Consider the following 18413-nt stretch of genomic DNA (forward strand, 5'->3'; position numbering starts at 1 on the left):
CTATTTCAACCTGCTACTTGGTAATCATCGATACCGCCCCCGGTAATCATCGATACCGACCCCGGTAATCATCGTCTCCGACGCCAGAAATTTCCGACTCCGACACCGGAAATCATCGACACCAGCATCGACAATCATCGACACCAGCATCGACAATCATCGACACCAGCATCGACAATCATCGACACCAGCATCAACAATCATCGGCACCAGCATCAACAAGCATCGGCACCAACATCAACAAGCATCGGCACCAATACCAACAAGCATCGACACCCACATCAACAAGCATCGGCACCAGCATCAAGAAGCATAAGCACCAACGTCAACAATCATCGGCACCAACGTCAACAATCATCGGCACCAACGTCAACAATCACTGGCACTACCTTGTAGATTAAAATTGCCTGCCTCGAGGATCGACGGATCACTATGTTAGGCGCTGCCGAAACCGAGCTGCGCCATCGCATGGGTCGTATCAGTCACGGATTTTCCTTCATGGACTCCTTGGCAAACCGCTTTGCTTCGGCGAGTTCCTCCGGCGTCAGCCGCGAGTTGCGCAGTGCTGAGAACCAGTCCCCGATCATCCCGTTGAGGAAACGGAACAGCGGGGACTTCACCTCCAGCTCGCTCTTGATGAAGCGTAGACAGCCGAAGCATTCGGAGTTGCGCACCGGGTACGCGTAGGGGTCGATCCGATGCCACCAGGCGAGGAGGCGCATCCCCGCGACGAGCGGCTCGCGCAGCAGGGGAAACCACCAGTGCCGGCGGTACACGATGCGCGCCAGCATCAGTGCACAGTTCTTACATTCAATCGCGCTTTCCGGGGGCCGGTTCGAATCGGGCACCGTTCACCTCCTCTGCCGCCGGGAGGCGGTCCAGGCAGGGTAGCACGTGTGCGCCTCGGAAGGAATCTAAACCAACCTCCCTACCACCTTCAGGCGTTTGAGAATGTTCAGGTTGTGGACAAAAAGGTCGCTGACATCCCTTCCTCCGGTAACCCCGTGGTGCCCCCCTCCCCGCAGCAACTGCACCTCCCCTACGTCATAAACCACACCGTGGATGGCGATATATTCGGGAGCTCCGTCCTTGCCGTCCGCACGATTGAGTTCTTCCGCGGTGATGATCCTTAGTTCCTGGTTTTCTCCCATGCTGTTCTCCTTTTTCCGTCGCAGGGTCCGGATAAAAACGGAGGCCAGGGACATGCGTCCTTGGCCTCCAGGTTCCCCGTCGGCCTAAGCGCGCCCGGGGCTTATGCCGCGCTCAGCCCGCCTGCCGCCTGACGCAGGGCCTCGGCCTTGTCGGTCCGCTCCCACGGAAGGTCGAGGTCGTTTCGGCCGAAGTGGCCGTAGGCCGCGGTCTGACGGTAAAGCGGACGGCGCAGGTCGAGCTGTTCGATGATCGCCGCCGGACGCAGGTCGAAGTGGGCCGCGATCAGTTCGGAAAGCTCCTGGTTGCTGAGCGCGCTGGTCCCGAAGCTGTCCACGAATATGGAAACGGGCCGGGCCACGCCGATCGCGTAGGCGATCTGCACCTCGAGCCGCTTGGCGAGCCCCGCCGCCACGACGTTTTTGGCAACGTAGCGTGCCGCATAGGCGCCGGAGCGGTCCACCTTTGTGGGATCCTTCCCCGAAAAAGCGCCGCCGCCATGTCGGGAGAAACCGCCGTAAGTGTCCACGATGATCTTGCGACCGGTGAGGCCGGCGTCGCCGTGGGGCCCGCCGATGACGAAACGGCCGGTCGGATTGACGAAGATCCGGGTGTCGACCCGAAGCGCCTCGGGAACCACCGGTGCGATCACCTTGGCCTCGAGGTCCTCCCGGATCCTTTCCAGGGTCACCTCCGGGTCGTGCTGCGCCGAGATGACGATGGTGTCGACCCGCACCGGACGGTCCCCCAGGTATTCCACGGTCACCTGGGTCTTCCCGTCCGGGCGCAGGTAGGCAAGCTCGCCGCTTTTGCGCACCTCGGTCAGCCGCCGAGCCAGCTGGTGCGCCAGGGCGATCGGGGTGGGGAGATATTCCGGAGTCTCATCGGTGGCGAAACCGAAGACCATCCCCTGGTCCCCCGCTCCGACCGAGTCGAGGAAGCGGTCGTGGTCGAGCCCGGAGCGCTGCTCCAGGGCCTGGTTCACCCCCTGGGCGATGTCCGGAGACTGCTGATCCAGCGAAACCAGCACCGCGGCGTGTTTGGCATCGATCCCGAAGCTCGTGTCGGTGTAACCGACCTGGGTGATGGTATCGCGTGCCACCTGGGCGAAGTTGACCCGGGCCTCGCTGGTGACCTCCCCGAACAGAAGGACCAGTCCGGTGGTCACGCTGGTTTCGCAGGCGACGCGGGATTTGGGGTCCTGCTCCAGCAGGGCGTCCAAAATGGCGTCGGAGATCTGGTCGGCGAGCTTGTCCGGGTGCCCTTCGGTGACCGATTCCGAGGTGAACAGGTAACGTTGCTGAGGCATCTTTTCCTCCTTTTTTCTCCCGGCGAGCCGGGGTTTACGTGGTTACTGGAAGCTCGACAGGATCACCGAGTAGATGTCCTCGGTAAGGCGCAGCGCCCCTTCGTACCCGGCGTAGGTCCGGCTCAGCACCAGCCGGTCGCTCACCGGCATCGCGACCGACAGCGGGTACCCGTTCAGCTTGCGGGCCGTCACCCGGTCCCAGGAACTCCCGAGGATCAGGGGCCGTTCCCGGAAGGTGCGCCGGGCGAGCTCGTCCCGGACCGTCCCGCCGTCGGCTCCGTAGTGCACCGGGGAGACCAACCCCTCGTCGAAGCGGGCGAACTCCGCGTCGATCAGGGGACGGTACTGCTCCGGAACCGCCTCGGTCACAAACTGAACCTCCGGGATCAGCCCGAGGTCGTTGATGAGGAACTTGGTGAGACCGAGGGCGTAGAAACTGTCGGCAACGGTGACGAAATGGCCGGGAAGGAACCGGGTCTCGAAAAGGAGATCGGCGGAGCGCTCCACGTAGTAGTAATAACGGGCTTCCTCGCGCCGGATTGCCTCTTCCACGGTTTCCGACGGAATCCCGGCCTGGACACCGACGGCGCGGAGGAACTTCCCGGTCTCGGTGGCACCGATCGGCAGGGTCGGGTAGTGCAGGTACGGCGTGCCGAACTTCTCCTCGAGCCGCTGCACGGTTTTCAGCCCGACCCAAGGGGAAAGGAGGAGGTTGAACTGTGCCTTGGGCACCTTTCTGAGGGAGGCCACCCCTTCCCCGGGCCCGTAGATCACGTTAGGGATGAGCCCGATGGAGCGGAGCAGCCCGGCAATGGTGTGGAGGGTCCCGGTCCAATAAGGGTCCTGGTAGGGGAGCACCGAGAAAAGGTTGACCAGTCCCGGCTCCGCTTTACCTGCGGGCTCCAGGAACTGGTCGATCAGGGCATCCCATAACAACTCGTGGCCGAAATAGTTGTCCCCCTTGAAGCCGCCGGTCTCCACGTATACCACCGGGGCTCCGGAGGAACGGAAGCTGCGCGCGACCTCCCCCACGTCGTCCCCGACGATGTCCGAGGTGCAACCGGTGAGGATCACGAAGAGGTCGCCATCCATCACCTTGAGGGTGTTGGCGACCGTCTCCCGCAGTTTTTCCTCGCCGCCGAAAACCACTTCCTGCTCGGTGGCATTGGTGCAGGGAACCGAGTGTCCCCCGACGTAGCCGGCCCCCTGGAAACCGTTGCCGTTGGAAAGGCCGCTCCAGAGCTTCTGCCCGCACCCGGGTCCGGCATGAATGATCGGGATGGCGCGTTCTATCGCCACCACCGACTGCAGAGCGCCCAGGGCGCAGACGTTTCGTATCTGTTCGATTACACCCGCCATCAGACCGCCTCCTGATCGAGAAATGCGTAAGGGTCCTGTCCGTACCACCACCCGCTGTAGGGTAACTTGACCCGATCCGCCAGCTTGGTCACGAAGTTGCGGTTGGTGAGGGCGTCGACGATGCGCCAGCCGAAGTTGACCAGCCCCCGGTGCCCGAAGGCGGTGTACTCGTCGATGACCGGGACCGCGGTGATCCCGAGTTTTGCCGCCCAGACCGAACTTCCGGGGTGCCGCGAGAAGTAGAGGTCGGGCTTGAGCCGCGACAGGGTGTTGGTGATCTCGTAGAGCTGTTGGTCGCCCACGCTGAAGGTGATGTCGTTCTCGCGTGAGGCAGCCCTGACGATGGCCGGCGGTTGTTCACCGTAGTCGTAGCGAGGATCGTAGTGCCAGCTCGCGGCATGGAGCACCTCGATCCCGAGCTCTTCCAGCACCCCAAGATAGGACTGCGCGTAGCTCGGCCCCATGCCGAGGACGGCGCGTTTCCCCTTGAAGCGGCGCCGAAGTTCCGCCAGGTCGGCGTCGGTAGCGGCGCGCTCCTTGTCAATGAGCGCCTCCACCTCCGACTCCTTGCCGACGGCGGCGCCGATCCCGCGCAGCCACGCCTCGATCCCGGCGACCCCGTGCGGGGGGATCGCCTTCACGTACGGCACCCCGTAGTTCTCCTCCAGCGCCGTCCCGAAATAGCTCCCGAGCGTGGTGCAGACGGTGGCGGTGACCGCAGCCTCGGAGACGGTGGCAAGTTCCTCGACGGTGGCAAACGGCACCACGAAGCGCGGCACCAGGCCGAGTTCACCGAAGAGGCGAGCGATGTAGGCCCGGGCGCTGCCGCGGAAATTGACCATGTTGACCAGCTCCGGCCGCTTGCGTACCGGGGGCTTCACGATCCCGGTGAGGATGGCGTGGAAGGCGGCGTCGAACCCGGAGGCCCAGACCTTGCTCCGGAACCCCTCGCAGGAGACCTGGATCACCGGCACTGGGACCTCGTCCGTCAGTTCGGAGATCACCCCCTTGATGTCGTCCCCGATGATCCCCGAGGCGCACGAGGTGGTGACGAAGATCGCCTTCGGGGCGAAGCGCCGAAATGCCTCCCGGATCCCCTCGCGGAGCTTCTCGGTCCCCCCGAAGACGGTATCCTGCTCCTCCATGTTGGTGTTCACGAGCTGGATGTTCTTGTTGCCCCATTCCCGATAGAAGCGTCCGTACTGGTTGGCGATGTTGTGATAGACGGTGTCGCCGGCGCAGCCGATGGGGGCATGATTGACGACCGCGGCGTCGACGATGCCGGCCAAGAGGGTCTGGGCGCACCCGGAGCTGCAGGAACTCGCCTGGCTGAAGGTGCGGTCCCCGTTTTTGATCGAGGCTCCGCAACCGGTCCGCGCCACCAGATCCTTCAGGGTCCCTGAGTAGCCGGTGATTGACCCCAGGCGGGTCTCCCGGGTCGGCGCCTCGGTGATATCGAGATTGATCGCCATGGCAATTCTCCTTTTAGCGGTTGGCGACCAGCGCGCTGACGATGTCGGTGGTCAGCCGCAGCCCGCCACGAAAACCGACGTAATACTGATCGGTGACGATCCGGTTGGTGATGGGATACGAGATCCCGAAGAAACCGGCCTTGAGCTCTGCGGCCAGCGGGCGGTCCAGGTTGCTCCCGATGACGTAGGCCGGGCTGATCGGGCTGCCGTAGGGATCGGCTTCGCTGGCGAGCTCCTCGTTGAGCCGCTCCTTGATCCGGTCGGTGTCGGTCTCGAAGATCAGCTTCGGGCGCAGTATTTCGGGAATCTCCTCGAAGCGCGCCACCACCGAGGCCCGCTGTTCGTCGGTCAAGAGGTCGGTCACCGCCACCAGGTACGGAATCCATCCCAGGTCGTCCGCGATGAAACGGGTGACCGCATAGCTGTAGTTGACGTTGCCGATGACCACGCCGAAGCGCTGGAAGTCCTGGTCCGTGTAGAGATCGGTGAGCGGGGTGAGAAACCCGTAGTAATATGCCTTCTCCTCGGCGAGGACCTCGTCCAGCCGGGCCGGGTCGATCTCGAGCCGGGCGGCGATCCGGCGCAGGAACGCCTCGGTGGCGGTCGGCCCGATGGGGAGCGGCTCGGAGACGAAGGGGGTGCCGTGGGTCTCCTCAAACACCGCCGCCGGTTTGACCCCGTGCACGTCAGAGAAAACGACGTTCAGCGCGGCGCGCCCCGCGTCCTTGAGATCCTTGAGATCGTCGAACGGGGTGAGAAAGGTGTTCGCCGTAATACCGAGCCGCCCCAGGAGGCGTTTGAGCTCCAGGAGGTTCCCCCTCCAGAATACGTCCTGAGCGGGGACGAAACCGAACAGGTTCACCCGGCGGTTATCCTTGGGAAGCCCGGGAGTGAGGTACTGGGTGACGATCGCGTCCCAGATGAAGTCAGCGCCGAGGTTGGAATCCCCCTTGAATCCGCCGGTCTCGGCCACGATGACCGGCTTCCCCTGCTTCTGGAATTCGGAAACCACGGCGCGGACGTCGTCGCCGATGATGTCGGTCATGCAGCCGGTGATGACGGCGTAGAGGTCCGCGTCGATCACGTCGAGGGTCGAGGCGATCTGCTCGGAAAGGCGCTCCTCCCCGCCAAAGATGACCTGACGCTCGATGATGTTGGTGCTCGGGGTCGCCCGGCCGTCGGTAAGGGTGCTTCCCCAGTAGCCGGCGCCGACCGTTGCGGCGCCGTCGGCGCTCGCGGCGCACCCGGGTGCGGAGTGGACGATGGCGACGGCGCGCTCGATGGCATTGATGGTTACCAGCGCCCCGCCCAGTGCACACTGGTAGCGGGGACGTTCGATATGACTCATGTTCGATCTCCTTGGTTTGAGCAGTGGTTACGCCGCCGCTGCCGGAGAAGCGTCGGTTTTGATGTAGGCAAACGGACTCTGCTGGTACCACTCCGGACGGTAGGCCGATCCGACGTTCTCGCCGAGCCGCTTCTGGAAGGACGGGTTGCGCAGGTTGCGCGCGGCCTTCTTGGCCACCTCGTAGAAACCACGGTAGCCGACGTAATGGTCGAAGATCCGGAAGATGGTGATGGTCGGATAGCCGAGCTTGGCGGCCCAGCCGTTGTCGTAGACATGACCGCAGAACAGGTCCGGTTTTACCTTCTGCAGCAGGTTGATCAGCTCGAAGGGCTGGAAATTGGCGATATCCACCGGGAAATCCTTACCCTGCTGGGCCCGGACCAACTGCTCGTAAAATTCGGTGCCGAACTCGTCGTGATGGTAGGAGCGCAGGCCCACGATCTCCATCCCGAGTTCCTGGAAGAGTCCGCCGGTCACCACCGCACGGAACTCGCCGGCGGAGATGAAGACCTTGATCCCCTTGAGCGCCGGGAGGAAGCGCTGCACCGCCTGGCGCGCCTTGCTCTCCTCCCGCTCGATCAGCTCCTCCGCCTTTTTTTCCAGCCCGAAGTGCCGTGCGATGTCGAGGAGCCAGTTGCGGGTGTTGGCCAGGCCGATCGGCATGTCCTTGAGGACGAAGGGGATGCCGTACTCGGTGTGGAGGTAATCGACCAGATAGTCGTCATGGGTGGGGCAGACGCTCACGGTGAGATCCGCCTGGGTCATGCGCCGCACCGTTTCGCGGTTCGCGAAGTTGGGGCCGATGACCACGTCGATGCCGATCTCGTTCAAGAGTCGCTCGATCTCGATCTCGTCCGGTTTACCCATGGAGGCGAGGTTGATCACGTTCACCACCGGGCGTTCGCCGGGCTGGCGCGGTCCCTTTTTGGGCGGGGGCCCTTCCTTGTCCTTCTCGATGAAGCCGTGCACGATGGCGTAGAAGGCGACGTCGTATCCGGTCGCCCACACCTTGGTCTTGAACCCTTCGCAGTGGGAATAGAGAAGCGGAATGTCGATGAGCGGGCGCACCTTCTCGATCACCCCGACCAGGTCGTCCCCGATGATCGAAGGGGTGCAGGTCTGCAGGACGATGATCGACTGGGGACGGTACTTTTCGGCCACGGTGAGGATGGTCTCCTCAAGGCGTTGCTCGCCGCCGTGGACCACGTCCGATTCGTCCAGGTTGGTGGTGAACCAGAGGCTGTCCTTGGCGTTGGGGTTGCCGCGCAGGACGTGATGCAGGCGGATCGCGGTGTTCATGCCGAACCCGGTCGAGCCGCAGCCGATCGCCCCGTGTACGATCACCGCCGTATCGGGGAGGGTCAACAGCATCCCCAGGGTCGGCAGCAGCTGGCAGAGCCCGGCCTGGGAAAAGGTCCGTTCGTTGTTTTTCAGGCAGATCTTGTCCTGCTTGCCCATGCCGCTGGCACAGCCGCCGTGGGCCATGCAGGCCGCCACGCGGTCCTCGCGGCCGGGAACTACTTTGTCGTGTTTGAGGCCCATCCGTTTTCTCCTTTTCGTGGTTCGTTTTCCTTAAGCCAACCGATCCGATGGTGCACCGCCCTCCAATTTCCTGAAGCCCCCTCTCCACCCGGGAGATGGTTGGGGTGAGGGCGCAGCGTGGACAGGGGGGGCGGGCACCTAAAGTCGGGCCACTTCCTTGCGTCGCGCCTTGAGGGGAGCTTTTTTCTTCGGTCCGGGGGGCGCGTTGAACGCGTTCGTGTAGACCTCCGCCGTCTTGATGCCGGGGCGGATGTCGTGATAGTGGTCGAGGATGTCGATCCAAAGCTGCACCGACTCCTCCTTGATCACCCCGTCGGGGGCAAAGTGGTTCGCATTGACGATGGAGGGATCGACCTTGGCGCGCTTGGCGTGAATCTGTTCCGCCTTGCCCGGATTGGCGTTGATCCAGTTGTTGGTGCGGGCCATGACCCGGACAAAGCGACGCACCACGTCCGGTTTCTCCTTGATGAACTTATCCGAGAAGTACAGAGGCGTTGCGCCGCCGATGGTTCCCCAGACGTCGTAATCGGTGAAGAGGATGCGCAGCCCGCCCAGGCGCTGGACATCCTTGGGATCGATGTGCACCCCGGCGAAGTCCGCGGCGCCCCGGCGCAACGCGTCGATCTCCTTGCCCGGAGGGGTGGTGACGATGTTGAGCTTCCCCTTGGGATTGGCCACCCCGTGCTTGCGCAGGTATTCGTAGGGGGTGTACTCGTTGCAGCCTCCGAACGCCATGATGGCCAGGCGCTTGCCGAGGAGGTCCTTGGGGGCCTTGATCGGGCTGTTGGCCAGGGTGACGAAGACCATGTGGGGGCGCTCCCTGGTCGTTTCCGACTGCGCGACCACGGCGCGGACCTTGGCCCCGGCGCTGATCCCGGCGATGGTGCGGTTGGCGTGCGCACCGCCGACGTCCACCTTTCCGGCCATCACCGCTGCCACCAGCTGCGGGGTGGGAACCACTCCGACGAATTCAGCCTTGATGCCCTCGTCGCGAAAGAATCCGAGTTCGTCGGCAACGTAATAGGAACTGACCGAGTTGGGGATGAACGGATCCGGCAGCTTGACCACGTCAAGCTTTCGGTCCTGGGCCGAGACGACTCCCCCCCAAAGGGTGGCCATTACGGCCACGGCAAGGGTGATGAACCTGCGCTTCATATACGTATCCTCCTTGGTTGATGGATGTTTTGAGTTGATGACCCCGGACCTAAGCGCCCTGGACCTGTTCCTTCCACCCGGTCACCCGCCGCTCCAGGAGCACCAGGAGCCAGTTGACAAGCCAGCCGAGAAACGAGATGGAAACGATGCCGGCGTACATCTCGGGAATGGCGTAGGCCTGCTCGTTGTAAAAGATCATGAAGCCGAGGCCGGAATTGGCCCCCAGCATCTCCGCCGCCACCAGGATCAGGACCGCATTGGCCGCGGACAGCCGTATCCCGGTGAGAATCGAGGGGAGTGCGGCCGGGATGATCACCCGCCAGAAGAGGGTGAACTGGGACACCCCCATGGAGCGGGCCGATTTGATCAGGAGCGGATCGGCGTTTTTCACCCCGGCGATGGTGTTGAGGAGGGTCGGCCAGACCGTCCCCCAGAAGATGATCGCCACTTTGGAGAGTTCCCCGAGACCGAAGATCAGGATGAATACCGGGAAAAGCGCGAGTATCGACGTGTTGCGGAAAACCTGGAGCAGCGGGTCGACGACCTTCTCGAAGCGCTTGAACCACCCCATCAGCACCCCGAGCGGGATCCCGACGGCCGTCGCGATGCTGAAACCGGCTACCGAGCGCCGCAGACTGCTTGCCACGTGCCCGAAGATTTCACCGGAGAGGGCGAGCCGGGTCAGTGCCCGGATCACCCCGGAAAACGGGGGGAGCAGAAACGGGTCGATCAACCCGAGCCGCGGCAGCAGTTCCCACACCAGAAGAAATGCCGCGATGGCGGCTCCCTTTTGCACTACGTTCGTCAACCTGCCCTGCCACTGCTCCATCATTTCTTCACCTTTCTCTGGCCGCCGGACCCCGCGGAACAAAAAAAAGCCGGAGGAATCTGCGCGCTGTCGCGCGTGACACCTCCGGCTCTCCGGTCGGTAAATTGGGGCCGCTTTCATCTGAGGGAAAGCCGCGCCCGTTTCGTATGCTGCGGGGGAGGAAGCCCAAGCCCCACCACCCTATATTTTATCTATCTTCTTTGTAGACTGTGATGCCCAAATTAGTCGAACTCCTTGCCACTGTCAACACTTTTCTTGGTGCTGCATGTTTTTCTTCTGTTCGGCCCCTGTGCCCGCCATTCACGATCAAATTACTCAACTAATGGTTCCACTTTACGTCCCCCCTCCTTGCCCTCTGCTTCCCGCCCGCGCCCACCAAGGGATCAACCTTCGGTAATGACACAAGGTTCCCCATCCCCCCCTGCCGGTGAACCAGATTACGGCCAAAAATTTTCCGAATTTTAAGTTGACAATTTTAGTTATGAATCGTAAAAACATTACCCTACAAACTTTGTCTAGTATCAGGTGACCGCTATGAGCAAAAAACAGTCCTTTCCAACCAAGGCCGACGTCCTGGCCCGGACCCCCGATCCCGCGGTGCGTGACATGCTGCGGCACATGGAACAGGCCGGCATCGATACCCCGTTCGACCGCTTCGATGCACAGAAGCCGCACTGCGGCTTCGGGCTCAACGGCACCTGCTGCAAGAACTGCCACATGGGCCCCTGCCGGATCACCCCGAAAAGTCCCAAGGGGGTCTGCGGCGCCGATGCCCACCTCATCGTGGCGCGTAACCTTCTGCGCTGGACGGCGGCTGGGGTTGCCGCCCACGGGGCCCGAGGCCGCGAGGTAATGCTCGCGCTCAAGGGGGCCGCCGAGGGTACCCTCGACCTCCCGATCCTGGGTCCGGAAAAGGTGATCGCGACGGCGAAGTCCTTCGGGATCTTCGACGAGGCGAAGCCGGTTCAGGAACTGGCCGGAGAGATCGCCCTGATCCTCCTGGAGGACCTCTGCCGGACCATACCCGGTCCTTACAAGACGCTGGAAACGCTGGCGCCTCCCGAACGGATCAAGGTCTGGAAGGAGCTCGACATCCTGCCGATCGGGGCCTACCACGAGGTGTTCGAGGCGCTGCACCGCACCACTACCGGTACCGACGGCGACTGGCAGAACGTAGCGGCCCAGATCCTGCGCTGCGGCCTGGCGTTTGCCTGGAGCAGCGTGGTCGGTTCCGCAATCGCCATGGACTGCCTCTACGGCCTTCCCAAACGGAGCCGCATCGCGACCAACCTGGGGGCGATCACGCTCGATACGGTAAACATCGCGGTACACGGGCACTCCCCCGTTCTGGTCGCGGCGATCGTGAAGGCTGCCCGCAGCGAGGAACTCATCGCCGAGGCGCGCGCCGCCGGTGCCGAAACGATCCGGCTCTACGGGATCTGCTGCTCCGGCCACTCCGCCCTGGCGAAATTCGGCGACATCACCCCGCTGGCCAATGCCGCGGGAGCCGAGCTGACCCTCGCGACCGGCGCACTGGACCTTTGGGTAGCCGACGTCCAGGACGTTTTCCCCGGAATCATGGATGTCGCCGCCTGCTTTCACACCCGCGTGGTCACCACCAGCGACTCGGCCCGGCTTCCGGGCGCCGAGCACCTCGCCTTCGACCACCACCATTCCAACCTGGACCAAGCGGACCGGCTCGCCAGCCAGATCGTCCGCCGGGGGATCCAGGCCTACGGCGAACGGCAGGCGGGGAAGGTCTTCGTGCCCAAGGCGCGGATGGAAGCGGAAGTCGGCTTCTCGGTAGAAAACGTCGTCGCGACCTTCGGAGGAATCGACGTGTTGCTCGATCACCTGAGAAGCGGCCGCATCCGCGGGGTCGTGAACCTGGTCGGCTGCAACAACCCCAAGGTGGTCTACGAGGAGGCGATCGTGAAGGTGGCCGAGGAGTTGATCGCTCACGACATCCTCGTCTTCACCAACGGTTGCGCCGCCTTTGCCCTGTTGAAGATGGGCTTCTGCCTCCCGGAAGGACTCGAGGGGGCCGGTCCCGGATTGAACGCCGCGCTGCAACCCCACCGACTCCCTCCCGTGTGGCACATGGGGGAATGCCTGGACAACGCCCGGGCGTCGGCCTTTTTCCGTACCACCTCCGCGGCTTCGGAAGAGCCCCTCACCCGGCTCCCCCTTGCCTTCTCCAGCCCGGAGTGGTCCAACGAGAAGGGGCTGGGTGCCGCACTCGGCTTCCGGCTGCTCGGACTGAACTCCTACCACTGCATCGCCCCGCCGGTAGCGGGATCGGATCGGGTCGCCGATTTCTTCTACCGCGGCACCGGCGAGATGCTCGGATCGGTGATGGTGGTGGATGAGGATCCGAGCCGGCTCGCCCAACGGATCGTCGCCGACTTCGACGCCCGGCGCAGGGAACTCGGCTGGTCACCGGCAGCCGCGCCGACCGGCCGTCGCCTGCTCGCTCTGGAAGCGGAAAAAGCACATCAACATGCCCATGCCCACGGGCACGCCCATACACATTCCCATGAGGAGGGACAGCACCATGAATAGACGCGATTTTCTCAAGACCACCGGATTGACCCTGGCTGCTGTTGCGGCAGCTCCCGTTTCCCGCTTCGCCTTCGCCGGCGGCTCCAAGGTCACGGTTAAGGTCGGCTATCTTCCCATCACCGATCACCTGCTGATGATCGCGGCGGAGCGGGAACAGTTCAAAAGCGTCCAGATCCAGCCGGTCAAGTTTTCCTCCTGGCCGGAGATCTCCGAGGCCCTCAAGGTGGGCGCCATCGACGCCGCCTTCCTCCTCACCCCGATCGGCCTCACCCTGCGCCAGAAGGGGGTGCCGGTCAAGGTCGTCCTTTTGGGGCACCGCAACGGCAGCGTCATCACCGTCAAGAACAGCGGGGAGATCAACCGTGTCGAGGACCTCAAAGGGAAGACCATTGCGGTCCCGAGCCCCTTCTCCACCCATAACATCCTGCTGCGCAAGGTGCTGACCGAGAAGCACCTCGACCCGAACCGGGACCTGCGCATCATCGACATGGCTCCCCCCGAGATGGTCAACGCGCTCGCCACCGGCCGCATCCAGGGCTACATCGTCGCCGAGCCGTTCGGAGCCCAGGCCGAGGCGCAGAAGGTCGGCAAGGTCCTCATGCTTTCCAAGGACATCTGGCACGACCACATCTGCTGCGTGCTGAACGTCCGGGAAAACGTGATCGCGAGCCACCCGGAAGCGGTCCAGGAGCTGGTCTCCGGCTTTCTCCGCACCGCACACTTTATCGAGACCAACCCGGTCCAGGCCGCCAAGGGTTCCCACAAGATCCTCGGGCAGAAGACCGAGATCGTGGAGAAGGTGCTTACCACGCCGCGCGACCGCCTCACCTTCCTCAACCTGGCGCCGAGAAAGGCCGACTTCGCCGCCACTCAGGACTACATGGTGAAGTTCGGCATCGCCAAGCAGAAGGTCGACCTCTCCGGCTATCTTGACGGCCGCTTCGCACACAAGGCGGTGTAGGGTGCGTCGTCTGGTCGAACAGTTCCTTTTGCCCGTACTGACCCTGGCGGCCTTCGTCCTCCTCTGGCAGTGGGGGGCGCGCCACTATCCTCCCGAACAGTTCCCGGCCCCGTCCGACGTGGTCAAGGCGATCAAGGAACTCTCGGACAACGGCGTACTCTGGACCAACATCGGCATCAGCCTCGCCCGTTTCGCGGCGGCCTACCTGCTTGCCGTCCTGGTCGCCATCCCGCTCGGGCTCTTCCTGGGACGCTTCACCCGCTGCCACCGCGCCATCGATCCGCTGATCCAGGTGCTGCGCCCGATCTCCCCGATCGCATGGTTTCCGCTGGCGGTCCTCTGGTTCGGGATCGGCAACGCCCCGGCGGTATTCATCATCTTCCTGGCCGCCTTCTACCCGATCCTTCTCACCACGGTCAGCGCGGTGCGGGCGGTTCCCGCGGTGTATCTCAAGGTATCCTCGAATTTCGGCGCTGGGCCGGCCATGACCTTTCTCCGGGTCATCGTTCCCGCTGCCTTTCCCGGTATCATGGTTGGCCTGCACATCGCGGTCGGAACGGCCTGGATCCACCTGGTAGCTGGAGAGATGCTCGGGGCCCAGTCGGGGCTCGGGTTCATGATCATCGACGCCAGAAACTTCCTGCGCACCGATCAGATCATGGCAGGAATGCTCCTGGTGGGGCTTTTGGGTCTGGCGATCTACAAGGGGATGAAGCTTTTGGAAGGGGTCATCGGACGCCGATGGGGGGTAGCGGGATGAGTTCGGAGACGACGGCCAAGATTCGTCTGCGCGAGGTGGAAAAGCGCTTTGTTTCGGCGCGGGGCGAGGATCAGATCGCCGTGGCCCGGCTCGACCTCGATATCCGGGCCGGCGAGTTCGTCTGCCTGGTAGGCCCGAGCGGCTGCGGCAAGACGACGCTGATCAACCTGATGGCGGGGTTCGAGAAGCCGACGACCGGTGAGGTGATCATCGACGGGAAGGTCGCGACCGCGCCGGACCCGGACCACATCATGATCTTCCAGGACTACGGCCTCTACCCGTGGCGCACCGTACTCGGGAACGTGCTCTTTGGGCTCCAGGCCCGGAAAGTGCCGGCCGCGGAAGCAAGGGAGAAGGCACTGGCGACGTTGGAGTTGGTGGGGCTTTCCCATGCCAAGGACAAGCACCCGCACGAGCTCTCCGGCGGGATGAAGCAGCGCGTCTCCATCGCGAGGGCGCTGGCGGTGGAACCGAGCGTGCTGTTCATGGACGAGCCGTTCGCGGCGCTCGACGCCTTCACCCGGCTCCACCTGCAGGACGAACTGCTCCGGATCTGGAACGAGAAAAAACCGACGGTGGTCTTCGTGACCCACGATCTGGACGAGGCGATCACCCTGGGCGAGCGCGTGGTCCTCATGGCGCCGCGGCCGGGGCGGATCCAGCGCATCCTCGACGTGAAGCTCGCCCACCCGCGGGAGCGGACCGACCACGATTTCGCCGTGTTCCGCAAGCAACTCTTCGAAGAGTTCCACCTGGTCCACCGCCAGGCCGCCGAAGCGGCAGAGTACGCGATCTAGGAGATACAGGAGGAAGGATGACCTCCCCGCGATCAGGTCATCCTTCCTCCCGCGCCTACTGCAGGGAGTTCCCCCCCACCGCCAGCATCAGCAAACGCCCGGCACTCATCACTACCACCAGGAGCAAGGAGTTCTCCAAAAACTGCGTGGACATCCGCCTATTCAGCATTCCCCCCAGCACCCCACCGACAAGAGCACCACACGATACCGCCACCGCCCAACCAAGCGGGACCTGCCCCGTCCCCCACTTACCGAGAAATCCGGTCAGCGCGGAAAGAAACGCCACCCCGCAAGTGCTCCCGATTGCGGTCCGCAGGGGAACCCTGAAGACTCGGACCATCAAGGGCAGCAGCAGAAATCCACCCCCCTGCCCCACGATCCCGGCGAAAAATCCGACTCCGCCACCAACGAGACCGGCAACGGGGTAGCCTGCCAACCGCGGGGCCGCCACCTCGAAGGGACGCGGCTCAGGAAGCAACAACAGCACGAGGCTCCCTATCGCCAGTGCGGCGAAAAGTTCCGCCAAGCTCCGCTCGCTCATCCCGCTGGAAACAACGGAGCCGCCAAGCGAAGCTACCGCAGCACATCCGCCGACGACCAGGGTGAGCAGCGGATCGAGGGTGCGGTTTTTCCGGTGCATGAGGAGCGCCGAGGCCGAGCCCACCAGACTCTGCAACATGGTGATCCCCACCGCCGCCCGCAGCGCGATCGAGACTCCGGCCAGGGGGGGGACGGTTACCAGTAAGGGAAGCATGACGATTCCCCCCCCTATGCCAAGAAGCCCCGAGAGCATCCCCCCTCCCATCCCCAGGACAAAGAGAGCGGCTGTTTCGATTAGGCCGGTCATAACGATAGCCTCACGAACCGATCTGGATGAGGTGCTCGGGGTCGGCGACGATCTCCCCGATTTCCGCCACCACGGCTACCTTGCGGCGGTGCAGCTCCGCCTTCAGGCGCTCGGCATCGGCCTGAGGAAGCGCAATAAGAAGACCGCCGGAGGTCTGTGCATCGGCGAGCACCAGGAGGGCATCCTCGCCGACTCCGGAGTCGACCCGGATCCGGTCCCGCAGGAATTCAAGGTTGCGCCTGCTGCCGGCCGGAGCCATCCCCTCCCCCGCCAGGGTCCATGCCTCGGCAAGGACCGGCACCCGGGCCAGGCTGATCACCGCACCGACGCCGCTCCCCCGAACCATCTCGAAGAGGTGGCCCAGCAGCCCGAAACCGGTGACATCGGTGCAGGCATGAGCTCCGATCTCGACCATCGCCTCTGCCGCGTCCTTGTTAAGGGTCGCCATTGTTTCGATCACCTCGGCACGGGTTTTTTCCGATGCCTTTCCCTGCTTCATGGCGGTGGTCACGATCGCGATCCCGAGTGGTTTGGTAAGGATCAGCCGGTCTCCAGGTCGGGCCCCGGCATTGCTGATGACTTTTCCCGGATGGATGACCGCGGTAACCGCCATCCCGTATTTGGGCTCCGGGTCCTTAATGGTGTGCCCTCCGATGATCGGGACCCCGGCTTCGGCCGCCTTGTCGGCCCCTCCCTGGAGGATCCTGGATAGGACGTCAAGCGGAAGAACCTCCGAGGGAAAGCCCGCTATATTCAGCGCGAAAAGCGGTTTGGCTCCCATCGCGTAGATGTCGCTCAGGGAGTTCGCAGCGGTAATCTGCCCGAAAAGGTAGGGGTCGTCGACTACCGGGGTGAAGTAGTCGACGGTCTGGACGATCGCCATCTCGTCGCTGATCCGGTAAACGGCGGCATCGTCTGCCGTAGAAGTGCCGATGATGACGTTGGGGTCGGTAATGCCGGGTAGCTGACTCAAAACTTGAGCCAGGTCCTGAGGACTGAGTTTGGCCGCTCAGCCGGCGCACGAGGCCAGCGCGGACAAACCGGTGCGCGTCTCCCGGCTGGTTCCTCCGGTGATTGCCCGGATTTCCTTGACCTTTGCGGCGACCAACTCGGCCGCGCGGTCAACCTCGTCGACCGTGGTCAGCCGGCCGAGGCTGAATCGCACCGCACCGAAACCCTGTTCCCTGGGCACCCCCATCGCCTTGAGCACACCCGACAGTTCACCGCTTCCATCATGGCAGGCAGATCCGGTGGATGCTGCGATTTCCGGGAGCCGGGCCAGGAGGTCGGCCCCCACCACTCCGGCGAAACTCACGTTGAGGGTATTGGGTAGACGGTCAACCGAGTGCCCGTTCAGACGGACGTCTCCGGCCAGTCGGATCAGCGCGTCGTGAAAGCGCTCCCGAAGGGAATGAACCTTTCCCGCCTCGGTCTCCAGCCGCAGGGCCGCAAGTTCCACCGCCTTACCCAAAGCCGCTATGTAGGGTACATTCTCGGTCCCCGCCCGACGCCCCCCTTCGTGCCCGGCACCGTGCAGGTATGAGTCCAGCTGCACTCCACGGCGGACGAAGAGGGCGCCGATTCCCTTTGGGGCGTAGAGCTTGTGCCCGGCGATACTGAGCAGATCCACCTGCAATTCATCCACCCTCGCCGGGATCTTGCCGATCGACTGGGCGGCATCGGTGTGCAGAAGGATGCCGCGCTCCCGGGCGATGGCGCCGATGGCGGCGATCGGCTGAACGGTACCCACCTCGTTGTTCGCGTGCATGATGCTGATCAGCACGGTCCGGTCGGTGATCGCCCGCCGCACCGCTTCCGGGTCGACCTGCCCGCTACCGTCGACGGGAAGATAGGTGACCGAGAAGCCCTGCCCTTCCAGCCAACGCAGCGGGTTGAGAACCGCCGGGTGCTCTATTTCTGAGGTGATGATGTGGTTGCCTCGCCCCCGGTGGGCCAAGGCGGTTCCGATCAGGGCGTGGTTGTTGGATTCGGTCCCCCCGCTGGTGAAGACGATCTCGGTGGGGTCGCAGCCCAGAAGCGAAGCCACCCGGCTTCGAGCCAGGTCTACCACCTGTTTCGCGCTCCTGCCGTAAGGATGGTTGCTGGAAGGGTTGCCGAACTCCTCCTTGAGAGAGGGGAGGAGTTCCTCCACCACCGCCGGATCGACGGGGGTGGTCGCGTTGTAATCGAGGTAGATGGGGTCCATCGATAACTCCTTTAGAAATGGTCTCCTGCCTGGGAGCAGGGAAATGAACTTGGGGCCGGTCCGCACCAGATATTCACATTGCGAATACTATTGGCTTTTCAAATCGTTTTTGACGAT

General features: G+C 63.5%; 16 protein-coding genes. 4 read left to right on the top strand and 12 right to left on the bottom strand.

Annotated elements, in window-relative coordinates; all coding sequences use genetic code 11:
* Positions 1-482: 482 nt before the first annotated feature.
* From JFN93_RS06505 to JFN93_RS06545, 9 genes are all read right to left on the bottom strand, one after another.
* Positions 483-848, bottom strand: a complete 366-nt coding sequence (locus JFN93_RS06505; protein ID WP_328753636.1) for a nitroreductase — start codon at positions 846-848, stop codon at positions 483-485.
* Between the two features lie 66 nt (positions 849-914).
* Positions 915-1151, bottom strand: coding sequence for a cytochrome b5-like heme/steroid binding domain-containing protein (locus tag JFN93_RS06510; protein WP_199383184.1), 237 nt, complete (start codon positions 1149-1151; stop codon positions 915-917).
* A 101-nt stretch (positions 1152-1252) separates the two neighbouring features.
* The gene (metK, locus tag JFN93_RS06515) at positions 1253-2458 is read right to left on the bottom strand and encodes a methionine adenosyltransferase (RefSeq protein WP_199383185.1); all 1206 of its coding nucleotides are present in this window, start codon (positions 2456-2458) and stop codon (positions 1253-1255) included.
* Between the two features lie 42 nt (positions 2459-2500).
* Positions 2501-3817 carry a nitrogenase component 1 gene (locus tag JFN93_RS06520; protein WP_199383186.1) on the bottom strand — a complete coding sequence of 439 codons (1317 nt, stop codon included), beginning with the start codon at positions 3815-3817 and terminating at the stop codon, positions 2501-2503.
* Entirely contained in the window at positions 3817-5289 is a 1473-nt protein-coding gene (locus JFN93_RS06525) for a nitrogenase component 1 (protein WP_199383187.1), read from the bottom strand. The genes JFN93_RS06520 and JFN93_RS06525 overlap by 1 nt, the downstream gene beginning before the upstream one ends.
* A 13-nt stretch (positions 5290-5302) precedes the next feature.
* Positions 5303-6637: a nitrogenase component 1 gene (locus tag JFN93_RS06530; protein WP_199383188.1), complete on the bottom strand. Its 1335-nt coding sequence runs from the start codon at positions 6635-6637 to the stop codon at positions 5303-5305.
* A 27-nt stretch (positions 6638-6664) separates the two neighbouring features.
* Positions 6665-8179, bottom strand: coding sequence for a nitrogenase component 1 (locus JFN93_RS06535; RefSeq protein ID WP_199383189.1), 1515 nt, complete (start codon positions 8177-8179; stop codon positions 6665-6667).
* Positions 8180-8317: 138 nt separating this feature from the next.
* Complete coding sequence (locus JFN93_RS06540) at positions 8318-9334, bottom strand: ABC transporter substrate-binding protein (RefSeq protein WP_199383190.1); 1017 nt, start codon at positions 9332-9334, stop codon at positions 8318-8320.
* Between the two features lie 49 nt (positions 9335-9383).
* The gene (locus tag JFN93_RS06545; protein ID WP_199383191.1) at positions 9384-10142 is read right to left on the bottom strand and encodes an ABC transporter permease; all 759 of its coding nucleotides are present in this window, start codon (positions 10140-10142) and stop codon (positions 9384-9386) included.
* A gap of 555 nt (positions 10143-10697) precedes the next feature.
* On the opposite strand from JFN93_RS06545, the gene cooS reads away from it, so the two are divergent.
* Genes cooS through JFN93_RS06565 form a run of 4 tightly spaced genes read left to right on the top strand, consistent with a single transcriptional unit; the run spans position 10698 to position 15243 of the window.
* Positions 10698-12725, top strand: coding sequence for an anaerobic carbon-monoxide dehydrogenase catalytic subunit (gene cooS / locus JFN93_RS06550; RefSeq protein WP_199383192.1), 2028 nt, complete (start codon positions 10698-10700; stop codon positions 12723-12725).
* A complete protein-coding gene (locus tag JFN93_RS06555) occupies positions 12718-13686 on the top strand; it encodes an ABC transporter substrate-binding protein (protein WP_199383193.1) in 969 nt (322 codons plus the stop codon). Before cooS ends, JFN93_RS06555 begins: the two co-directional genes overlap by 8 nt.
* A 1-nt stretch (position 13687) precedes the next feature.
* Entirely contained in the window at positions 13688-14446 is a 759-nt protein-coding gene (locus JFN93_RS06560) for an ABC transporter permease (protein ID WP_199383194.1), read from the top strand.
* The gene (locus JFN93_RS06565) at positions 14443-15243 is read left to right on the top strand and encodes an ABC transporter ATP-binding protein (RefSeq protein ID WP_199383195.1); all 801 of its coding nucleotides are present in this window, start codon (positions 14443-14445) and stop codon (positions 15241-15243) included. Before JFN93_RS06560 ends, JFN93_RS06565 begins: the two co-directional genes overlap by 4 nt.
* A 55-nt stretch (positions 15244-15298) precedes the next feature.
* On the opposite strand, the gene JFN93_RS06570 is transcribed toward JFN93_RS06565, so the two are convergent.
* From JFN93_RS06570 to JFN93_RS06580, 3 genes are read right to left on the bottom strand one after another with little or no spacing between them, the layout of a single operon-like run.
* The gene (locus JFN93_RS06570; protein WP_199383196.1) at positions 15299-16090 is read right to left on the bottom strand and encodes a sulfite exporter TauE/SafE family protein; all 792 of its coding nucleotides are present in this window, start codon (positions 16088-16090) and stop codon (positions 15299-15301) included.
* Between the two features lie 10 nt (positions 16091-16100).
* Positions 16101-17120, bottom strand: a complete 1020-nt coding sequence (gene selD, locus JFN93_RS06575; RefSeq protein ID WP_268898792.1) for a selenide, water dikinase SelD — start codon at positions 17118-17120, stop codon at positions 16101-16103.
* Positions 17100-18296 carry a cysteine desulfurase family protein gene (locus tag JFN93_RS06580; RefSeq protein ID WP_199383198.1) on the bottom strand — a complete coding sequence of 399 codons (1197 nt, stop codon included), beginning with the start codon at positions 18294-18296 and terminating at the stop codon, positions 17100-17102. Before JFN93_RS06580 ends, selD begins: the two co-directional genes overlap by 21 nt.
* Positions 18297-18413 lie beyond the last annotated feature (117 nt).

Source organism: Geomesophilobacter sediminis (assembly GCF_016458275.1).
In the GTDB taxonomy this organism is placed as follows: Bacteria; Desulfobacterota; Desulfuromonadia; order Geobacterales; family Geobacteraceae; genus Geomesophilobacter; species Geomesophilobacter sediminis.